18 protein-coding genes are annotated in these 22024 nt (G+C 42.3%); 4 read left to right on the top strand and 14 right to left on the bottom strand.

The features are described 5' to 3' along the window. The 7 genes from FNH22_RS12690 to FNH22_RS12660 all read right to left on the bottom strand — a co-directional run bounded on the left by FNH22_RS12690 (window position 1) and on the right by FNH22_RS12660 (window position 10014). Window positions 1-4845 carry a hypothetical protein gene (locus FNH22_RS12690; RefSeq protein ID WP_143398759.1) on the bottom strand — a complete coding sequence of 1615 codons (4845 nt, stop codon included), beginning with the start codon at window positions 4843-4845 and terminating at the stop codon, window positions 1-3. After that, on the bottom strand, window positions 4842-5444 hold the full coding sequence (locus FNH22_RS12685) for a hypothetical protein (RefSeq protein ID WP_143398758.1): 603 nt from the start codon (window positions 5442-5444) through the stop codon (window positions 4842-4844). The genes FNH22_RS12690 and FNH22_RS12685 overlap by 4 nt, the downstream gene beginning before the upstream one ends. Continuing rightward, complete coding sequence (locus FNH22_RS12680) at window positions 5428-5910, bottom strand: OmpH family outer membrane protein (RefSeq protein ID WP_143398757.1); 483 nt, start codon at window positions 5908-5910, stop codon at window positions 5428-5430. The genes FNH22_RS12685 and FNH22_RS12680 overlap by 17 nt, the downstream gene beginning before the upstream one ends. Beyond that, window positions 5907-6695 carry a hypothetical protein gene (locus FNH22_RS12675; protein ID WP_143398756.1) on the bottom strand — a complete coding sequence of 263 codons (789 nt, stop codon included), beginning with the start codon at window positions 6693-6695 and terminating at the stop codon, window positions 5907-5909. The genes FNH22_RS12680 and FNH22_RS12675 overlap by 4 nt, the downstream gene beginning before the upstream one ends. A gap of 13 nt (window positions 6696-6708) precedes the next feature. Further along, the gene (locus FNH22_RS12670) at window positions 6709-7827 is read right to left on the bottom strand and encodes a hypothetical protein (RefSeq protein ID WP_143398755.1); all 1119 of its coding nucleotides are present in this window, start codon (window positions 7825-7827) and stop codon (window positions 6709-6711) included. Window positions 7828-8251: 424 nt separating this feature from the next. Beyond that, the gene (locus FNH22_RS12665) at window positions 8252-8995 is read right to left on the bottom strand and encodes a type III pantothenate kinase (RefSeq protein WP_143398754.1); all 744 of its coding nucleotides are present in this window, start codon (window positions 8993-8995) and stop codon (window positions 8252-8254) included. Between the two features lie 2 nt (window positions 8996-8997). Continuing rightward, entirely contained in the window at window positions 8998-10014 is a 1017-nt protein-coding gene (locus FNH22_RS12660; protein WP_143398753.1) for a gliding motility lipoprotein GldB, read from the bottom strand. A 67-nt stretch (window positions 10015-10081) separates the two neighbouring features. Between FNH22_RS12660 and FNH22_RS12655 the strand changes: the two genes are divergently transcribed. Further along, window positions 10082-10723, top strand: coding sequence for a porin family protein (locus FNH22_RS12655; protein ID WP_185154207.1), 642 nt, complete (start codon window positions 10082-10084; stop codon window positions 10721-10723). A 9-nt stretch (window positions 10724-10732) separates the two neighbouring features. Here FNH22_RS12655 and FNH22_RS12650 read toward each other — a convergent pair whose 3' ends face one another. Next, the gene (locus FNH22_RS12650; RefSeq protein ID WP_255518043.1) at window positions 10733-10993 is read right to left on the bottom strand and encodes a hypothetical protein; all 261 of its coding nucleotides are present in this window, start codon (window positions 10991-10993) and stop codon (window positions 10733-10735) included. An 81-nt stretch (window positions 10994-11074) separates the two neighbouring features. Between FNH22_RS12650 and FNH22_RS12645 the strand changes: the two genes are divergently transcribed. Both FNH22_RS12645 and FNH22_RS12640 read left to right on the top strand, forming a co-directional pair. Further along, complete coding sequence (locus FNH22_RS12645; RefSeq protein WP_143398751.1) at window positions 11075-12004, top strand: carbon-nitrogen hydrolase family protein; 930 nt, start codon at window positions 11075-11077, stop codon at window positions 12002-12004. Continuing rightward, window positions 12001-13356, top strand: a complete 1356-nt coding sequence (locus tag FNH22_RS12640; RefSeq protein ID WP_143398750.1) for an HTTM domain-containing protein — start codon at window positions 12001-12003, stop codon at window positions 13354-13356. Before FNH22_RS12645 ends, FNH22_RS12640 begins: the two co-directional genes overlap by 4 nt. Window positions 13357-13382: 26 nt before the next feature. On the opposite strand, the gene FNH22_RS12635 is transcribed toward FNH22_RS12640, so the two are convergent. The 6 genes from FNH22_RS12635 to FNH22_RS32015 form a co-directional block, all read right to left on the bottom strand. Further along, window positions 13383-15230 (bottom strand): glycosyltransferase, encoded by a 1848-nt coding sequence (locus FNH22_RS12635; protein ID WP_143398749.1) that lies wholly within the window; start codon window positions 15228-15230, stop codon window positions 13383-13385. A 45-nt stretch (window positions 15231-15275) separates the two neighbouring features. Further along, window positions 15276-15935 carry a peptide-methionine (S)-S-oxide reductase MsrA gene (gene msrA, locus FNH22_RS12630; RefSeq protein WP_143398748.1) on the bottom strand — a complete coding sequence of 220 codons (660 nt, stop codon included), beginning with the start codon at window positions 15933-15935 and terminating at the stop codon, window positions 15276-15278. Between the two features lie 108 nt (window positions 15936-16043). After that, the gene (locus FNH22_RS12625) at window positions 16044-17099 is read right to left on the bottom strand and encodes a PA0069 family radical SAM protein (protein WP_143398747.1); all 1056 of its coding nucleotides are present in this window, start codon (window positions 17097-17099) and stop codon (window positions 16044-16046) included. 40 nt (window positions 17100-17139) lie between these two features. After that, window positions 17140-19296, bottom strand: a complete 2157-nt coding sequence (recQ, locus tag FNH22_RS12620) for a DNA helicase RecQ (protein ID WP_143398746.1) — start codon at window positions 19294-19296, stop codon at window positions 17140-17142. A gap of 86 nt (window positions 19297-19382) precedes the next feature. Next, window positions 19383-19724: a single-stranded DNA-binding protein gene (locus FNH22_RS12615; protein WP_143398745.1), complete on the bottom strand. Its 342-nt coding sequence runs from the start codon at window positions 19722-19724 to the stop codon at window positions 19383-19385. 221 nt (window positions 19725-19945) lie between these two features. Next, complete coding sequence (locus tag FNH22_RS32015) at window positions 19946-20086, bottom strand: hypothetical protein (protein ID WP_185154206.1); 141 nt, start codon at window positions 20084-20086, stop codon at window positions 19946-19948. A gap of 126 nt (window positions 20087-20212) precedes the next feature. On the opposite strand from FNH22_RS32015, the gene FNH22_RS12610 reads away from it, so the two are divergent. Beyond that, window positions 20213-21985, top strand: coding sequence for an RDD family protein (locus FNH22_RS12610; RefSeq protein WP_143398744.1), 1773 nt, complete (start codon window positions 20213-20215; stop codon window positions 21983-21985). The last annotated feature ends 39 nt before the right edge of the window (window positions 21986-22024 follow it).

Raw genomic sequence — 22024 nt, 5'->3', positions numbered from 1 at the left:
TTACTCGTTGGGTAAGGTTATGATCTTGCTGTATGAAACATTGCTGCCGGGAACCGAGGGGTCATCAAGCGCACTTATGGTTCCTGCCGTAGCAGCCAGTAGATTTCTCCTTCCGGAGCGCACGACCAGTGCTTGGTAGGCAGCGTCCGGCAAGGGAGTAACGCTGAATAGTCTGTGGGCTCCTTCTTCTTTTCCCGTATAAATGGCTAAGCCCACAGGATCAGACCCTTCACTAACCGGATACATAATGACTTCATCACCGGGGAAGAGTACATCGTCCATTACCGGAGTAGAGAAGCGATACGAGTTGTCCTCAGGCCTGCCTGCAGTACGTACATCTGTGAGAGAGAAGGTCAATCCTACATTTTTATAGGCAGCCCCCATACCCTGATACTCAGTGTAAGCGGGAATAGTGTAGGTATATACCGGATCATCAAAGTTATTGTTTACCGATGTCAGTACAGGTGTACCTGTTAATTTATCCCATTTGAGGTTTTGTGTTGTAATGAGTGACCCCCCATCATAGGCCTCTACACTTTCCAGTATCCCAGACCTGAAAATGACTTTATTGGTGACCGCCGTTCGCATCTGACGGGTGTCTTTACTGATGTTTGGCCAGACGGTAGGAATAGGAACAGGAACTACTACAAAGATCAAGGGTATCATGACAATATCCACATTAGTAGTCCCGCTTCCTCCCCATGACCTGTCCTCAAACTGGCGCATATCCATGAAAAATTCACTTTCCTGCCCTAAAGTATATTTAGGCACGGCGCTTTCGTTTGAATCACTTTCCCCGGGAATGCTCAAGGTCCCATCGCCGTTATCTTTGAAAATATTGGTTACCTCAAAGACATTTTCTCTATCCTGAAAGCGCTCATCAGACCTGTAGTTATATCTTACCCATGACATGGGATCGGCATCTACATTCCCCAGGCGGTCCTGACGATAGTTGCTCACCTGCTTGAGTTTACCATGCATGTCATTGGTAATGACGCTGTACCCCTGGCTGGTGGAAAGTTTGGAAACGGTAATACTCCCCAGGAATGGGATGATCACAGAAAGCTTATAGGGTTTATCGTCTTTTTCGGTCTCGTCAGTGAGTACGGGAAAGTCTTTAGCGGTATAAAACTCATGTACAGTCATACCGGAAGTGCCATAGCTGACACCATCTCCCGAAGGAAACAAGGGATTTCCATCAGAAAGGGTAATATTCTTCACCTCTTTACCCACATGATATGCTGCCGGCAAACTCATAACCTTCACCTGACGGTAGCCCACCTGCGGGCCCGGGTAGTAGGTCTCATTGATGGGATACTCAAAAAACAAGTTATTATCTGACCGGAGTGGTACAGAATTAGTATATCTTTTGGCATGACGCAGCGCATTTTCTTCCCCGCCTATAAAAGGTTCATACGCGGCCACACCACTACTGATCTCTGCTCCTTCCTCTTCTATTGTATATTCATAAACCTGTCCGTAGATACCTTCTTCATCTTCGGGCCATGCGTCCGTCATGGTGATCTGACGTACGCGCAGACCTCCACCATATTTTATCTTATCCGGAGACTTCATACGTATCCATGACTTATCCACTATAACATCACGGCCCCATCCCTTTTGGTGGCAGAAACTATAGAACCCACCGAACATCTGACGGAGTTGTGCTGCTACACTGCCAAGGCTCTTCATCTGCTTAACCCGCTTGGTTGCACTGTTAGTTTGTTGCAGCTTTCGCCCTGAATTGGCCAGGTCAGGTTGGTTGGTACGGATATGCTGCCATGCCCTTAGGGAGAAGGGATGACGTCCTTCTTCTCCTTTGAGGTAAAAATATCCATAGATATAGTCACCGGCCGTTTCTTTTTCCAACCCCATAGAAGCGTTGAAATCGATATCAGCATACCCGGAGATGTGCTCATGAAAGTTTTCCCCGGTGCTTCTGAGGTTAATTTTGGTCTTAAAAAAGACCTGTTTTCTTTTTTCATCCAGATACTTGAGCACTTCCTTACGTTGATCTCCATTAAAATCCCCGGGAAGAGGTTTTTCAAGTTTAAACCGGATCTTAAGATCTTCGTCCTTCAGGTTAAACCGATTGGAAGTTTGTGCCTGATTTACTGCGGTATATGGGTCCGCTATAGCGGTCATTTGCATCGCCTGCAAGTGTTGTACATAGGCATAATCATCGGTCTCATAGTCAATCATTATTTTTCCACCGGAGGGTAGTTGTATTTGTTTGAGACTCCAAACGGCTGCCTGACTATCGATTGTATCTTTTTTTGCCGGGTCCTGTTCGCTGTAGGGAAAGTCACGATTATATTCATAATCCTGTGCCGGATAGGGTTTGTAGCTCCCCCAGCGGTCATAGGCCAGCAGATCATAGGCCGGATTATTATTATGATAGGTAAATTCATACGGATTCAGGCTTCCACGTGTACTGCTACCATACTCAAACCACAATTTCTTAAGGGTAAGTTTTCCCCCACCCGAACCATTGTTGAATACGCCGGGACACAGCGAATAATCATAATCGAACTTCACTGATTTAATAGGATACTGGCTTCCCGCAGACCGCGTAAAGAGTTTGATCTCGCTTAATGCCTGTACGGTTTTTCCCTGGTTATTAACGTCCTGTAGTTTCGCTGCCACTCCACGCCCATCCTGTCTTGTCTGTAAGGAGAAAGTAGCAATGTGTGATTTGGTCTCCGCCTGGGTAAGGTACCATAATTCCTTTTCGCCATAGACAAAACTTCCTTTATCATCCCTCGGGTCAGTCTCCCAGCCTTCCTGGAAATGGGCCTTAGAGTAAGGGTCCCTCCATTTATAACGATCAGTATTGGTCGTTGTCTTTTGATAAGTGAATTTGACCCAGTAACCCAGATCATCCGGACTTAAACCGTCACCACTAACATCAACATAATCGGGGCCGGTTATGGAAGTCAATAAGTAAGAATGTGCATAAGGGGGCATCTCCACTCTTTTAAGAAAGTTATCCGTACCTGTGTGCGTGTAGTCAGGATCACCACTTCCCCCATTACCGGCATTTACCCGGGATACCTGACCGGATTGTTTTCTGACACTGAAGCTCACTTCTTCCTGATGGAGATTATAGGCAGGTATGGCATAATTGTAGCGCATACCTTCCTGTGTTAAAGCAGTAAGACCAGCTATATGATGCTCAGGGAGTGAGGTTCGATTGAAAGAACGTGTACTCCCGTTTTGGTCCATATAGTTCACTTTGAACAGTGATATTAGTTCGTTCCCGGAACTATTGAGTAATTGTTCATTGGTAATAGGCTGAATTACCTGGCTACGTGATTTTCGCTCTTGATTGTCTTGAGCATTTTTGGGAGCAACACCTGTCCAGCTGTCGTTCTCCAGACTGGTAGAGGCCTGAGGCTCACTGTTGCTACCTGTCAGCTTTACTCTTACCGCTTCATCCCCTCCCAGGTTTTCCAGGGTGGAAAACCTTTCACCGGAGGGCTCCCCGTGTACTTTGAAGTACCACGGCTCATTAAGATCATCTACAGACTTTTCCGTAAAGTGATGATCATTCATGGCATTATCTTCAGCCCACCTTCCTGAAACTGATCTGGAATGATTGATACTCAGATTAACACCGGCATGTGCTAAAGTAGCAGCAGCGTCAACACCAAAAGAGACACCCGTCGATTTCGAGATAGCCTCGGGATCATGCACAACTCCATAATCATTTCTCATGGGCCTGTACATAGCACCGATACCTTGTCCGGTAACGGAATAAATGTCGTAGGTGAGTGACGGGATTGCCAGATTCGGAACCTCCCTGCTTACCATTCCGTCTTTCTCCCGATTGATGTCTAGCATATCTTCAGGGTCAGCGGCATGCTGATAGTTCATGTATCCGTATGCGTTAGCGCGTATCCTCTTCTTATCGTTTTTAAGCCACTGCTCGTTATAAAAACCAGATATGTAAGGATACAAAAAGACCCCCCACCATGACCCCCCGGCTTTGATCTGGGCGGCAATATTAACCGTACGCATAGGCATGGATACCTGTGGAGTATAACCCGAATGGGCAAGGCTAAGAGCAGCCGAAGAAGCGCCCTGACTTAAAGACTTTTCTTTACCAGCCTTATTTTTGTAGCTTAATGTAAATGGGGATCTATGGGTCATAGAAACATTCATAAGGCCTGCTTTTGAATTGTATGCAGCCCCTACGCCTAACTGCCCCATTTTGGTGTCAAGAGACACAGAGGGGTTCACACCAATTCCCTCTTTTGGATCCAGGCTAATACCAAGGTTTAGCGGACGGGTACGGCTGCCTCCGGCTGCTTTACCATAACCCAGATTAGCATCAATACTATAGCCAAAACCTTTGTAATTATTTTGAGATATACCGAGCCCTAAACCTAACTCACCAGCTCCCCCAAAGATCTCTAACCCACCCCCGGCGCCGAGCCCAACCGTCACACTGGGACGTATTGACATTTTTGTATAGATATCATCCCCTTTGAATTCATCAGGCAGCCCGCGCATCTGGCGATTGATAGCACCCGGATTCAGGCTGAAGCCCAGCCCCACCCAACTTGCCTCCTGGTCCATAGTGATACCGGATTGGTAAGAAAGGTTAAATGGGTATCCGCCATTGGGGCCCGGAAGCTCGAAAAGAGGGATGTTATAACTAAAATCACCGGAAAAAAGGTCGACCATTTCGGTGGCCCCTGCTGGTTGAAAAGACTGTACTTCCGGTTGGCTTGGTCCTGAAGTAAGTCCATACGCCATAGGCACAGGAACAATCTGAACAAACATCAATAGGATGAGGAACAATGCTATGGTTCTTTTTTTACGTAGGAAAATGCTGATCATAGTCTTAGTTTGGGGATGTTCTTTTTGGATATTTTTATTTTCACCGGAATTGCACTGAGCCAGCCGGATTCAATGATAAGTCGGGTCTCTTCTGTGTCCTTACTGTCATTTTCAAATCCCAATACGAAAGTCCTTGTAGATTTCAGGTCCAAAGTGCGTTCGAAGTGAAAGAGTGCACAGGGAAGTAAACGGCCGTTTACTTCCAGTTTAAGGTCCTGCTGAAAACCATAGGAGAAGTAATATAGCTTCTGTTGCTTCTCTGTGTGATCCTGTACACCATAATCGACAAAATCCACAACGTCATTTTCAATACCCAAAGTCAGTGTATAGTATTGCAGTTCTTCAATAGCAGGCACTTCTTCCCGCATTTTTTCCTTATCCGTCATCATTTTGTTTCGTTGCCACCAGACGTATTCGGCCGGGAGGTATTGAAGGTCGAAAGTATGATGATTGACCTTCTTTTTTGCTCGCAGGCCATTATCGGTGTCCTTTATCCAATTGGCGTAATCTTTGGTGTTTAACGCCTTTTCACAACCTGATAACGGAAGGAGCAGCGCCGTCCATAGGACATGCAGTAAAAACTTAATTCTCCCCTTCATAGCGTTTATTTATATAAGTTATGATCTGATCTGTAATATCCCTCGATAGGTTAGCATACATAAGACTTCCGTCACCGGTAGCACCGAATATATAATCGTAGTCATGTTCCTCGCCGTAATCATTCACATATTGATTGATCTGTCGCCAAAGCTCCGCTGTATAGGTTTCCGTTAATTTCTGTTGCTGAAGTGTATATTCTTTTACAGCTTCCCGATAGTCTTCTACAAGCATGGAGCCATCTTCTACCGTTTGCATTAAGGTCGTCAACGAGTCGAGGTGTTTTTGATGATCAGTTTTCATATGCCCCAACCTCAACTCAAGCTCCTGTCGTGCGGTAGAAGCTTCAAATACCGCCTGATTGAGGAAATAGGCGCTTTTAGCTGGTGTAATTGTTGCATAGATGTAAAGCACAAAAGCCAGGGTTATCAGATTGACAATAGGAAATATCCATTTTCTGTAGCTCATGACCCACCTCCCTTTTTAACTGGTGGTTCAACTTCTTCGAGAAAAAGCGTATTGATCTTCTTTCTTCCTTTTTCACATATCACATTTGCCATCTGCTGTTGTTCCATACCACAGGCATCCACTACATGAAGCACTACACTGTAACCCGGTGGCTCATCTACCTGGATCATCATTGTTTGAGTAGGATCTTTTATCAATTTCGTATCCGGCTGATAAATAAGTTCTGTTCTTTGTTCGTTTAAAACGAACCAACTAATGCGATAAGGAGCGTTACCTCCTTCAATCTTTCCATAGTATTCTATCACATTATCATCAACACCATTGCACGCTACATCGAGTGGATTTACCACTATATTTACTACCGGTTTTTCTTTCTCAGGAGCAGGGATGAGGCGGAATAAAAGTTGGTGACGCCGACCCACATCGTCAACGATTTCTCCGCTATAAGTTTGCTCTGTTTTCCATTGGTATTGTATATCTCTCAGATCAATTGTATAATGGTTAAGACCAAAGCTTTTATCCATGACCAACGCCGTGATCAATGTTCGCTTGTGGTCATAGATACTGAAAGTCATTTCTTTTTTTCGCCCGTAACGATCATGGTATTCCATGCTCAGGGAGGCTTCCTGAAGATCATGTACTTTGGAAGGGGTGTCTGCATTCAGACTTATGTAGTAAGATGCATTTTTGAGAGACTCATTTTGCTTTTGAGCGTATATATCCAGGGGTGGGAAAAAGAGCAGGAGTATAGCCAAATTTACGATATGGAGATAGTTATAATTCATGGGTTGGCTGATTCTATCTTTTCTGATTTTGAGGTTTTATTGAGCTTATACCAATACGAAATACAAATGGTGAAGAGGCCCGTGGCTCAGGACGGTCATGTGTTAATTGGTAAAACAAGGCAAAATTCAATGCCCATGATCGTGATAAACCCAGCAGGTAACCACCTCCGATCATTGGATTATGACGAACACCATGATTATCTTCTGTATTTTTAATACCATTGTCAACTACGTTTTCAAACTGGAGATAACCTTTTTGATCAAGAAATTCGGCTTTGACAAATGATCTTAATCCCAGTGTAGTTACGTCATCCAGATCCGAAGAAGGATCGAACCGGAAATTTGGCCCTAGGCCCAGAGACAAGTCTTTTAAGAAGTGGAAGCCCAGCGTGGGAGAGACTTGTGAAAGATTGACTTCCCCATTTTGATGGGAGAAACCGAGTATTGCCTCGATATATGTTCTTTGCCAAAAACCAGGCTTTTCTGCCAGTTTCGATACTTTCAAACGTTGGGTGACCTGTTCTTCTTTCAAAGAAATTGCTTTCTTTTTAAGATTCACTTTACGAAGACTGTCAATAGCATGCAGGTGCTCTGTCCGGATCATTTGCCTTGCCAGTGGTTTTAACCCTGACAATTCCTGAGTAGGCAGTTGCACATTGGACAGATCAGCAATTTCTGAGCCTTGGTCCAGCCAATGTTGTTCATTTGTTTTAACTAGCTGACCGGCATTATCTATGGTTACCCTTGAATTGTTATAATCATCACGCTCAACAACTCTCCTGTTGATCTCATCGACAAGCTGCTGTTCCGTGACCTCTGTTTTTTTGTTCATTAAATCAGGGGTTATTAAACCCAGGCGCAGCAAAGAATCATAAAAGTGCTTTAAGGTTTTTTCCGAATATATTCTCCGGCCACCTGTCATCAGGTGTTGAATACTGTCTTTAGGTAATGGTATTATTTCCTTTTGCTGAAGAGTGTTAAGGCTGTCATATACCTTATGGGTTCTGACCTCTTTTGGAGGGTCAAATTTGAGGTCTACATCTTTGGATGATATCTGACCGTAGCTTTCATGAGTGATCAGTAAAACTATACAGCCTACAACGATCACTGAGGGTAGTTTTGTAGCCTTCATCACTATAGATAACTTTTTGTTGGCTCTATAAACAATTTGATACAATCCAACCTCCTCTTTGGCAAAGAGAGATTCAATTGTCGGGTATTGTAAATTTAAGGCTTAGGTGATCCGAAGTTTTAAGAAAATAAGAGTTGAAAAATACGCTGGTAAGGTTAGCTCTATTATCAATCTGTTGAATTTATTAATATGCTATATATCAGAGGTAAAATTTGTAGGATCAAGCAGTTTCCCACTACAAAGTTGTTACATTTTTTTAATTTTGGGCGGAAAATACAATGAATAATAGCAAAATATTACAAATATAGCATGTCCAATAAGGTGTTTTTATAAACAATCGAGTGATATTTTTTTACTGCCAGAGTTACAAACTTTGGCCTTTCTTAAGTATTGGGTGTAAGGGTTGGACCAAGGCCTTCTGGCTTTACTTTTGGTTGAAATTATAGATTTGCCTCATACCTTCCAACGTTAGATTAGGCTCGACCATATCAAAACGATCATGTAAAGGATTAAGCACTTCGGAAAGCCCTCCGGTTGCCACTACCTTTAGTTCAGCGCCTAATTCTTTTTCTATCCGTTGGATCATCCCTTCTACCAAACCCACGTAACCCCATAAAATACCCGATTGTATCGCGGTGGTGGTATCTTTTCCTATAACTGATTCCGGTAACTCCAAGGGTATCTCACTCAACCTGGCCGTATTCGAGGCAAGCGCTGTCATGGCCACTTTAAGACCTGGAGCTATGTTCACGCCCAAAATCTCGCTTTTTGAAATAATGGTGAAGGTAAGTGCAGTACCGAAGTCTACGACTATACAGTCTTTTTGAAATAGTTGGTGTGCCGCCATGGCATCTGCTACCAGGTCACTCCCAATACGTGAAGGCTCTAATACTTTCAGTGGTAACTTTGAATAGCTGTCAGGACCTACAACGTACGGACTAGCTTCAAATTTATAGGCAAGTTGCTTTTCCACCGCTTTTGTGAAGACTGGCACCACACTACTTATAACGATATCCGTCACTGGCAATCCATGGAGGTGATTATTTAACAGGTTGTTAAGTTGTTCCTGGGCATGGTACTTCGAATTGGTACGCCAGGTTTCTTTCCACTTTCCGTCATAAAGACCGAAAGTAACATTTGAATTACCGATATCAACAGCTAATAACATAATCAAGGTCTGTATTTTGATGCATTAAAGATCGCCTGGGGTTCTTTCGTTTCCATAAGTTCAGGTAATGAAATATTTTCTTGCTTTTTCATATAAGCCTGTACAATCTGCCACCCTAACCACGTCCCAATTCGTCCCGGCGCTTTATCACCAATATCATAAGTTTTCGGTCTATCTTCAATATATTTTCGTTTTACTTCATGATTAGTTTCAAAGAGCAGCTCATTTTCTACAAAATGTGTCCAGATAATAGCAGCATTCTCACGCACTCCCGCCATTTCTTCCCCTGTGTACCATATCATAATACTGTCAGGAGTGCAAGGCATCATTTGTTTTGCAAAGTAAAATGATTTGCCATAGGATACCATCTCTGCCAGAATAGTGTTGTCAGAAACATCCGTCACATTAAAAGTGGGTGAAATACCATATAACAGCATGATAGATGGTACAATATATTCGGAAGCATAACGCCTCAGAATGTAGTTGAACATATTGATGGGTCGATATTTTGCACCCTCGCCTAAATAATAGTCCAGGCCGATGATGATTAAGGAATCCGAAACATACAGGTCATTCATCAATCCTGTAGCCACTGTCTGCACTTTGGGAAGTGGTACATCAGGATAATAATACCTTAAATGGCTAAAAGCACTGTTCAGTTCACTCTTAAGGGTTGACAAATCTCCAAAAACACGGTCTATCTCACCATCCAAAACAGCAATTTGCGGGTTGGTGAACCTTTTGAACAGCTCGTCTACCATTACCTCTTCACTGGGATAATTACGGCTCTGAAGGAAAACAGCGCTAATAATAGGATAAGTCTTTAGAAATGTCTGTAGCTCATCTTTGCTTTCAACGTTCAAAAGCTTTTTATGAAGCTCCTCCACTTCCAGCTGAATTTCGTGACCGGATATATCAGGTTGATAAACACATTCGTTATAGTCAGAGGTTTGACATGACCAAAAGGAGAGAAAGCCAATAAGAGCGGCAAGTATAAAGTAGTGTACTTTTCGAGTCATCAAACTATTCACTTAATTTGTAACAGACTAATTTAATTTTGCTCTAAGGTAAATAAATTTAATGCTCATGAGAAAATATATGCTGTTGACGGGTATGCTCTTATTCTTAGCTGGCGGTTCGCTTGCTCAGTTTAAGATAGGCTTACAGATGACGCCGATATTAAGCACTAACAGAATTACAGCAGACTCTGATACGCTGAATATTGAAACGAATGGTACCGGTTTGCGCTTTGCTTTTGGGCCCATCATAGATGTGCAGATAAAGGAGAACTACTACTTCAGTTCAGGGTTGCTTTTTGTCTCGAAAAGAGCAGGAATAGAAGCCAGTCGACCAGGTGATGCAGGGACACCTATACGTGAAACATACAAGCTTCAATACTTACGTGTACCCTTAGCGCTAAAGTTATTTACGAATGAGATCAGCATCGATAAAAAGATCTATTTCAAATTAGGGACTACCATGGAATTCAATATTGAAGAAGAGGCAAAAGACAAGGCGAATTTCCTGGTGGATAATTTCAAATTTTTCGATTCGTCTTTACTGGCAGGAATAGGGTTGGAGTACCGGCTCGGTGTGAATACAACGATCTTTGGAGGGTTTACTTACAACCGCGGTCTGCTAAACGTTGTCAGTGACCAGGCTCCATTGGATACAGACCTCACACTAAAAAATGATTATGTGGGCATTGATCTGGGTGTAAAGTTTTGATTCACCTGACTAATCCAATACTTTTCTATTCGTCATATCCATAATCTGCTGACGTGCAAAGGTAGGGTCATAATTATTGTAAAACCCAGAAAGTATCCGATGTGCAATGTGTGAATAAATGAGTTCCTCATCCGTTTTCCCCTTCTTACCTAACCAAAAAATACGTTTAGGGTGTTTTTTCATATCTTCAATGTAAGCCACCGCTTTGTCGTACTGTTCAGGGGTATACGTCAATTTGAATGTTGTTTCCACAGTTTGTATCCTGTCCATCTTGTTCATTGCTAACTGAAAAAATTAAAAAATCTGTAATCAATTAACACAAATCCGGGTGGAAAAGTTGATTTTTAAGCTATGAACACAGTTAAAGTAGCTATTGCACAGTATTCATCCGTGCATCTGGACCTGCCCGCCAGTATGAAGAAACTGGAGGAGATCATACGTAAAGCAGCCGGCGAAAAGATACATTTGTTAGTGTTCGGGGAAACGTGGCTATCAGGTTATCCTGCCTGGTTAGATAACTGCCCTGAGGTAGCAAAATGGGACCACGAACCCACAAAAGAGGCTTACCTGGCACTTCGTAAGAGTAGTATAACGGTACCAGGTGTTGAAACTGCTAAAATAGGTGAATTGGCCAAGGCGGCCGCTGTGAACATTGTAATAGGCGTCAATGAAATTATAACTTCTGGTAAAGGAAGTGGTACAGTATTCAATGCTCTACTAACATTTAATGATCAGGGAGACCTGGTCAATCATCATAGAAAACTCGTTCCTACTTACACGGAAAAAATGATCTACGGACATGGGGATGCACATGGGTTACAAGCTGTAGAAACCAATATAGGAAGGGTGGGTGGACTGGTATGTTGGGAACACTGGATGCCCCTGACACGACAGGTTTTACACGATACAGCGGAAGATATACATGTAGCCGTATGGCCTACGGTACATGAGAGGCATCAAATTGCCAGTCTTCAATATGCTTTTGAAGGGAGATGTTTTGTCTTGGCTGCCGGTCAGTTATTAAAAGCAGGTGATTACCCGTCCTCGTTAAGTATATCAGATGGTGACGATCCAGAGCATCTGGTACTTACAGGAGGAAGCTGTATTATTAATCCCAGGGGAGAATATATTGTATCTCCCGTTTTTAACAAAGAGGGTCTGATCATGGCAGAAATTGATCCGGACCAGCGTATTAAAGAGCAAATGACACTGGATACCAGCGGACACTACCAACGACCCGATGTATTTAACCTGGAAATCAAGAAAGACAGACTGATATGACCCTTATTGAACGCCTCTTCCGACCGGTAGACAATAGTCCTCTTATTTTTTTTCGGATAATTTATGGCCTGTTACTTTGCCTGGAAGCCTGGGGAGCCATAGCAACCGGCTGGGTAAGGAAGGCGTTTATAGAACCTCAGCATACCTTCCCGTTCATTGATTTTTCATGGTTAGAGCCATTACCGGGTTCTGGTATGTATTTCTATTATGTTGTAATGGGCGGATTAGGCATTATGGTGATGTTAGGTTATCGTTACCGACTGGCCATGGGTGCCTATGCTATCATGTGGGCAGGAGTGTATTTAATGCAGAAAACGCATTATAATAATCACTATTATTTGCTCATGTTACTCAACTTCCTCATGTGGATGGTACCGGCACATCAATATGCATCATTGGACGCAAGGCGTAATCCACAAATCAAAAGCCTTACCTGTCCGCAGTGGTGTATTTGGTTGTTCGTAGCCAATATGGCCATAGTTTATTTTTATGCCTCAGTGGCTAAGATGTACCCGGATTGGATCGAAGCAAAACCTATCGGCATATGGTTCAGAGCAAAACAACATTACTGGCTCATAGGACCTCTCTTAGCCCAGGAATGGTTCCAGCATTTTGTAGCCTGGGGGGGAATATTGTACGATCTGCTTATAGGTCCCGGGCTGCTCTGGAAGAAAACCAGAAAGTATGCTTTCATAGGCTCTGTCTTATTCCACTTATTCAATTCTGCTGTTTTCCAGGTAGGTATTTTTCCTTATCTCGGAATTGCCATTGGTGTATTTTTCTTTGAACCGGAGGTAATAAGAAGCCTGTTTTTTAAGAATAAATCCAGCCTGAAAGACAAATCCATAGATCCATACATGTACCCAAGAAGGCCTTTGCTCATGTATGTCTTAGGTGGCTATCTCATCATTCAATCTTTATTACCACTGCGGCACTGGCTGTATCCCGGAAATGTAAACTGGACAGAAGAGGGTCACCGCCTTGCCTGGCATATGATGTTAAGAGTTAAGGCTGGCTATGTGAACTTCATTGTGGTAGATAACGATTCCGGGGATGACTGGAACGTAAGGCCAAAAGACTATTTAACAGATAAACAAGCCCGAGTGATCTCTTCGCGGCCAGATATGCTATGGCAGTTTGTTCAAATTCTAAAAAAAGATTTTCACTCCAGAGGCTATGATAACATTAGCATTCATGCCCAAAGTAAAGTGAGCTTAAACGGCAGACCATATCAACCCTTGATCGATCCTGAATATGACCTGGCAAAAGCTGAATGGCACCGCTTCAAACCTTCTGAATGGCTGCTACTGTCTAATGAGAACAGTCCCTCTTCTGCAGAAGTTGATCCCTAACCTCTGGAGCTAAGCATCAGTAAAACCTATGTGCTGATTAGTGCTTTTTCATGTGCATTGTTATAATACGCCACCAGGTTTGTCCAGTCAAAATTTTCCGCAAGATCTTCTGCTTTATTTCTTTGTTGCATACGTTCACGGCGTGTTAAATCTGCAAAGTTAAACATTTTGATGGCCAGGTCTTTGGCCACTGCTGACGGCTTACGGGCATGACGATGCAGAAGATAAGCCCCATACTGTTCATGATCAGGATAATATCTTCCAACAAAGTCTCCAAAACCTGAGTAATCAGATGTAATAGCAGGTACACCTCTGGCCAGACATTCCAGCGGTGTATAGCCCCATGGTTCATAAAAACTGGGGAATATTCCCAGATGGCATCCTCGCACGAATTCACCATAGTCTATACCAAAAAGAGGGTTAGTAGTATCTATAAAATCCGGGTGGTATACCACTTTTACTTTATCCAGCGGGTTATTGACTAATGGAGCATTTCTCAGGTAACCGAGAATCTCATCGTTATTGTCGTCTTTAAGGTTATGGGTTACTACAATAGGCCATGCATCCGACTTCCATGACTGCAGTATTCTTCGAAATTTGAGTCTCAAATGGTCATCCACCATATTGTTAAGATCCGGAAGTTTGAGATTACGTTGTTCACTGGCTGCCGCATAAAACATACGCTTTCCTATCTGGCTTTCAATATCTTCGCAGGTATTACGGATCTCACCCATCACACCTCGCGATTGTAGCACTACAGGGTTAATGGACCACACAGGTCGCTTGGTAATGAAAAACATCACCACTGTCTGCTTCCTTTTGGCCTTCTTCAACATAGTATTGAGTATGGTCAAGGCCTCCAGGGTAATATCGTATCCTTTGTTTTTATACTCATATCGCCCTGAGGTGAAAAAGTACAAGGTATTGTCCAAGTCAAAAGGAGAACTGTGAAAAAAGTGACCCATAACAAATTCGTGTATTTCAGACTTGTATTGCTGATGTAAGTTCTGTACCTCATGGGTAGCAACAAATCGTTCTATGTTCAGGCCGTTAGGTGTGATCACATCGGGCTCATGCCCTAGAAATTCTTTACACTCTTTCGCTGTGACATCACTGACCGTCGTAAGTACATCACATTTTTGTGCACTGTATCTTTCTATTTCGGCCAATGGAAGAATATGAAAATATTCAGCCTGTTGACTCCAGTTGTATTTACTTAAGGAGGAATAAAAATGCTCGTCATTCATCGCAATGTAACGGCCAAGCGATGTGGCATGTGTTGTGAAAACCGTTTTAATGGGCAGTTTTCTGCTTTTTATATCAAGTATTGGCACAGATGCCATCCACTCATGGAAATGAGCAATAACAGGTTTATTAATCGCGTTCATTTCTTTCGCCAAAAGGGTGAAAAAAATGGTGCAAAGCTCTGAAAAACACACCACCTGGTTCTGAAGCAGGTCATCATGGTAGAGATTGATCTTGTGATCTGTAAAGAGCCTTTGCCTGATCTCATACGCTTTGGGTTCCAGGTCTTTTACATGCAATAGTACGGCAAGTGGCCGGCCCGTTACGAGCCAGGTTCCAAACTCGACCTGATACCCCATTTTTCTCATCTTCTTTACGGCACTTCCATAAGGTCCGGAAAGATCATCAACAGGATCAAATTCAGCACTCACATCCTGATTAACGATAGGTCCCAACAAACAGTAGCGCTCCCCCCACTGAGCGGTCATTGCTGGCACTTTTGATCTGATTACGGTGTATATACCACCCATCTGATTACATACTTCCCAAGCTGTTTCTACAAGATAAGCGCCTTGTAATGAACGGGGTTGTCTCAGATGATTTTGTCGAGGTTGTAGTTCTAAAGTCACACGCTATGTTTTTTATTAATTTAACAAAAAACCAGCGGTTTATGTCTATTTATAAGCCTCTTTCAGTCGATTTTTAAAGGCTTTTTTGAATTTTTCTACCTTGGGTTTAGATACTGAAAGAATGTACGGCTGATTAGGGTTGAGTTCATAATAATTCTGATGATAATCTTCTGCATCATAGAATGAACTAAACGCGGTGATCTCGGTAACGATAGGGTTGGAAAACGTTCCCTTATCGTCTAATTCACTTTTGATCTTTTCAGCAATCTGCTTTTCATGGCTGTTCGAATAATAAATAGCAGACCTGTACTGGGTACCCACATCCGGACCCTGACGGTTCAGCGTAGTTGGATCGTGCGAACCAAAAAAGATTTCCACTAAAGAAGTGTAGGACACCTCTTGCGGATCATATAACACTCTTACGGCTTCCGCATGACTGGTAATGCCTGCACTCACTTGCCGATAGGTCGGGTTCTTTTCCTTCCCTCCGCTATAGCCCGACACTACGTCATAAACTCCTTTAACTCGCTCAAATACCGCTTCCGTACACCAGAAACATCCACTGGCAAAATAAGCCGTATCCAGCTTCTCAGCGTGTTCAGCGCTTATCGGAACAACTGTTTGTGCAGTATTTTGATTGCCCCCTGAGCAGCTGGCAAAAAGTAAACAGAAAGCCGGGATGAGTAAAAATCTTAATTTGTTCATAACATCTTTATTTAATGCAGTCAACGCTATTCCTCGTGCATATGTTTATCGGCTTCAAGACAATTACCTGATTATTGACATAACAACCCCTTTGTTCATATGCTGAAATCAGAACAATTGATAATGACCACCTCGTCTGAATTTAGTGGTATCCAAAGGAGGTAACGAGTCGTTTCGCATGTACTTTTTACGGGCCTGATGAAATAGCTGATTTATAACATCTGCTATATTTCCCTCTCCCCTCATCCTTCTGCCAAAGACACTGTCGCTCACTTGTCCTCCATGAACCTCCCGGACCTGATTCCAAACCTTATCAAAGCGGTCAGCAAAATTTTGTTTTAGCCAATTTTCAAATACTTGCGCAATAAATCCATTAAGCCTCACTAGGGTGTATCCGGCCGACAATGCTCCGTGCTCAGCAGCTGATTTAATGATCTGCGGTATCTCATGGTGGTTAAGTCCAGGAATAACAGGAGCATTCATCACCATAACCGGAATGCCCAAACTACTCATTTTTTCGATCGCTTTAAGTTTTTTAATCGCTGAGGCCGTTCGAGGCTCCATCACGGAACGAAGTTTTTCATTCAATGTATTTATAGACAGGATAACCAGCACAAGATTGTCCTTAGCTAAGTCCTGAAGCAGATCTAAATCACGTAACATTAAGGTATTTTTGGAAATAATGCCTACCGGATGGCGGAACCGGGCAAATACTTCCAATAAACTCCGTGTAATCTTTAATTTCCTTTCAATCGGCTGATAGCAGTCCGTATTACCAGACAGTACGATGGTCTCAGGTTTCCAGGAAGGCTTAAGAAAGAGCTGCTCCAAAAGATTAGGAGCATTCTTTTTAACGACAATTTTGGATTCAAAATCTAACCCTGCATTAAAACCCCAGAATTCATGGGTCTTGCGCGCATAGCAATAAACACAACCATGTTCACAACCCTGATAAGGGTTTAATGAATATTCCATACCTACATCAGGGCTTTCTACTTTGTTCACCACAGTTTTTGGTGTTTCGTAGTAAATACGGGTTTGCAGGTTTTCCGGTAGTAGCTCTTCATCCAGGCCTTCTTCATGATCAGTAACATACTCCTGAGCCAAAAACGGATTTTTCGTAATAATTTGAGCTCCTCGCCCTTTTCGATAGTTCTTTTGCATATACTAATATAATTAGTATATACTATATTTTTTAGCTTTTTTATTTATTCAAATTCTTGTGGGTCATGACCATTCGAATCTCTCCATAGCTGAAGTCTTCCGGCAACTTCTCTTTGACAGGCTTAAGGCCAGGTTCACGTATATCAGACAACACACTTAATATTGTATTGACCCGTTCTGCCGACAGCGCTTCGCTGATTTGGAGCTTACCTTCTTTAATAAGAAGATCAAGGTGCGATTCAATGGTACCATGCCTCAGGTTCCTTTCCTTCGCGATTTCCCTGATACTTCGACCGTTTTTGAAAAGTTCCAGTGTTTTCAAGTGAGTTCCCCCGGCTGACTTCGTCCGTTTGGAAGTGGCTTTAGGTACGGCCCGTTCTTTTGATTCAAGATTGTGTTCCTTGCAGTAAGCGGCTATCTTTTCTATTATAGGATCACCATAACGCTGCACTTTCACCATTCCAAATCCACTGATCTGTTCCAGGTGCTGTAAAGTGGTGGGTAAGTAAAGAAGTAGCTCTCTTAAGCTGGCATCGGAAAAAACCACATAAGCAGGCACTCCCTCACTATCAGCAATCATTTTTCTAAGTTCTTTGAGTATCACGCCAAGATCGACATGTAATTCGACCTCCTCAGATCCTTCCGTTTGTATTTCTTTCTCAACCAGTTTAGGAAGTTTTACGCTGGCCCCATGAGCTAGTACCTCCTTGCTTTTAGTTGTAAGTTCTAATACCGGATATTGACCGGAAGACCTCTTCAGGAATCCCATTTGTATGAGTTCATTCAGGTAGTGTCTCCATTCATCTTTGGACAACTCAACCCCTACACCAAAGGTCTTGATCTTTCTATGTACTTCCCTGATCTTTTGTGAGCTTGAACCCCTAAGAAAATCAATAACATAATTGACACCGAAGGATTGCCCCAACCTCGTCACAGCTGATAGTGCCTTCTGGGCTATCAATGTTCCGTCTATCTCCTCGTAATCAGTCAGGCAATTATCACAATTACCGCAATAGGCCGCGGCTTCTTCACCAAAATATTGTAGCAAAAATCTGCGTCTGCAAGTTCTCAGGCTACCGAAATTGGCCATTTCCCGAAGCTTGTTTTCCATTACTTTGGATTGCTCCTCATTATCGGTGATAGTGGTAAGCTTTTGCATCATAAAAAAATCCGCATACGAGTAAAACATCAGTGCCGTGCTTGGCAATCCATCACGTCCGGCTCTACCCGTTTCCTGGTAGTATCCTTCTATATTTTTAGGCAGATCCATATGCACAACAAAGCGAACATTGGATTTATCAATGCCCATACCAAATGCAATAGTCGCTACTATAATGCTGACTTCATCTTTTAAAAAAGCTTCCTGGTGGTTATTTTTTGTTTCTCTTCCAAGACCAGCATGATAGGGTTTGGCAGAAAAGCCGTCCAGGGATAAACGTTCTGCCAGTTGCTCAGTATCTGCGCGCCTTAGGGTGTAAATTATACCTGCATCACTTTTATGCTGACTTAAAAAATCGACCAGTTGTACGTATGTATTGTTCTTAGGCTGCACTACATACCGAATATTGGGCCGGTTAAAGCCTGTGACAAAGATGCGTGGCTGTCGGAGTTGCAGCTTTTCAGCAATATCTGTTTGTGTCAGATTGTCGGCCGTAGCGGTCAATGCCACCACCGGGACACGGTCTCCAAGCGCTTTGGTGATCTTTGAAAGCAACAGGTACTCCGGCCTGAAATCATGACCCCATGAGGAAATGCAGTGGGCTTCATCCACCGCTACCAATGAAATAGCTAATTCTTTAATGAAATTGATAAACTGTTGCTCGCGGCCAAGCAATCTTTCCGGAGCCATGTAAAGTAACTTCAATTCTCCCGTACGCAACAGGTCCATAATGTGGCTTTGTTCCTCGGTAGTTTGTGTAGAATTTAAATAAGCGGCAGCAATACCATGGAGACGTAAAGCATCTACCTGGTCTTTCATCAAAGCGATTAAAGGGGAAACCACGATGGCCGTTCCTCTTTTGACAAGAGCAGGAATTTGATAACATAGCGATTTCCCTCCTCCTGTTGGCATCAGTACCAATGTATCTTTTCCCGCCAATACACTATCGATTATTTCACGTTGTGAACGCCGGAAATCATGATAACCAAATGTACCTCTTAATATGGCGAGTGGGTCAGTGGGTAGTAAAGTATTCATAGCTCATATATTTCGTCAAAATTCGGAAGAAAAAGAGCGGCAAAGGGTATCTCATTTTTCCTTTACCGCCGATACTTCCTGTTCATTTAAACTTTTTTACCTCCTATCATCAAGAGTTCGTTCATACTCACCTCGGTAACGTATCTCTTTTCACCATTGCCGTTTTCGTAAGAACGGTGGATCAACCTGCCTTCCAATGCAATCTCCTGTCCTTTCACCAGATATTTAGAAGCTATATCAGCCCTTTTCCCCCAGGCAGTGATATTGTGCCATTGTGTATCTTCGACTTTCTCTCCGTCGGCATTATAATACATGTCTGTAGTAGCTATGGTGAATGTGGCCAAATTCCTACCGGATGTCAAGGTTTTTACTTCAGGATCTTTACCTAATCTTCCAATCAGTTGAACGGTGTTTCTTAAACTTTTCATACGACTTAAATTTTAAAATTACAAAATGATTTATCATGTGTTCTTCTATTCCTGTCACTCGTAAAAGAGGTATTGAAATTGGAACGATGCAAAGTAAAAAGAGCGATCAGGCCACAGTCGTATGGTAAATGTTTGTATTCGTTTAGGTTACATTTGTAAACGTTTGTTGTCGGATAATAAATTGAATATCAGTGTTTTTTATTTTCATTAGCGGAAAGAAATTATCTTGGATTATCGGACCACAGGCCAATAATTAACGCTGCGTTCTCTTCCATTTGCAACAAAATAAAAGTGGTGAGGTACTCTTTGAAACTAATTAAGGTTCTATTCGGGTCTTCTTTCAGCCTTATTGTCTCCGTCATAAAAGTAATAAGGTTGTTTCATTAAAATTGCCATCCTTTGACGTGCTCTCTGTATGGTTCAGGGAGTATTTATATTATTAATTCCTTACCTTGCTTTTTTTCAAATTGAAAATCCTACCTGAAAAAATGAATGCCATTGACCAATTTCTTAGTACCCAATCTAAAATCAAGGTAATTTCCATCATAGGACTTTACTTTAGTGCCGGGGGTATTCTGGCGGAGCTTCTTCCTTTTATTTTCCAAAATGTAGCGTTTGAAGACGCCAGGTTCTTGTTTTACATCAAAGGGTTTTTATCTAATCTTAACCTCGGTTTTTTCACTTTTTTTCAGAGGTATGTTATCATTTTTGATAACGGGATGTACATCAATCAGCTTAACCTGGTAGTTTACATTATTGGTTTGATCGGATTAGCATTGTATTACTTCACAAGCGAGCGTGAACAAAGGCTTCTGAGGTTTTTTCTGTCTTTAATAATACTTTCGAATTCCGCCGGCCTTATCATATACACCATATACCCCTTGCTGAACTTTCGCAGTTTGGACAGCAATTTTTCATGGCCGGCTTATGTGCTCTTTAAATTTGTTGGTGTACTTATTATTTATCTGAGTTATTGGTCGTTAAAAACGCTGGCCAAGGATAAGCTGGATTCTGAAAAGTTAGCCTCTGAAGCTTTAGAAGAAAAAGTCATTAAATATAACAGAGGGGAGGCCACCCGTTGGCAACGTATCTTCAATCTGGTTTTTGATACGTACATGAGTATTTTAATTTTATCACCGTTTATCAGCTACTTTGAATTTATGGGTGGGCTGGAAAATTCATTAGGTGAACGTTATACCGCTTACGGTATAATTTTAGCTTTCAGGCTCGTTTATTATTTATTTTTCGAAACGTTGCTGGGTATGACACCTGCCAAGTTTCTTTCTGAAACACGTGTAGTCAGTACTGATTTCAAACGCCCTGAAAGCACCAAAATACTTCTAAGAACATTATCGCGCTATGTCCCGTTTGATGCTTTTTCGTTTTTAGGAGACCGTGGTTGGCATGACAAATGGTCAAATACGGCGGTGGTAAAGGAAATTCGTACCGGCGTCAAAGGTGGGCATTACTTCTGGATCTTTCCTATCGCCATAGCCATTGTTGTCGGCTTGTATTTTGGTAATGAGGCCTGGGAAGATCATCAATGGTATTTGAAATCCAAAGCCCGCCATGAGCGAAAGATGGAGAGGAATCGTAATACTATTGAACATCTGTCGCATAATACGATGATTGAATTGAAAAACACCGAAAGACCATATTCTTCGGATACTACTTATTACTTAAAAGTGGAAGATGTAAATGGCAACCATGTCTATTGTAGTATTGTACCCTTCAAAAAATCATATTCTACAAGTAAGTACGACATTGAGCAGTACTACCTCCAAAATCAATACGCCTTCAATAAAGTCGAAATCAGTCGCACTGACCTTATGACTAACTCAATATATGAATATAATCAACTGCGCTCTAAAAATGATGAGAGTTTCGCTTTTCTGAATGACAATTCATTCTATAAGGTAGAAAATATCTACGAGGCTTTCGGCCCTATTTTACGGACCAGTGGTGGTGGTCGTTTAAGTAGGAATTCATTTGAAATGAATATAATCAATGAGGGGCGACCCTGCAGAATTACATCTATTAAAAATATAGTGCAGGATATTCGATGGATCACTACATTCCCATTAGAGTTGCCTACCGCCGAAAACGACAGTTACCCAAGCATCTCGCTTAGTGCTGAAAACTCTCAAAAGGGAGAACCTTATCATTTTGAGATAAGTATAATAGACAATGAGGGTACTTCTTACCGGTATGAAGTCAAAGGTCAGGATCTTGAAGCCGAGTTTATCAGGTTGTATGAATGACAGTTCCCCATTTTTTATAAATATTTAAAGAGCACAAAT

It is taken from the genome of Fulvivirga sp. M361 (genome assembly GCF_007097395.1).
Classification (GTDB): domain Bacteria; phylum Bacteroidota; class Bacteroidia; order Cytophagales; family Cyclobacteriaceae; genus Fulvivirga.
Note: the sequence above shows the minus strand (reverse complement) of the source record. Positions and strands in the feature narration are given on the sequence as shown.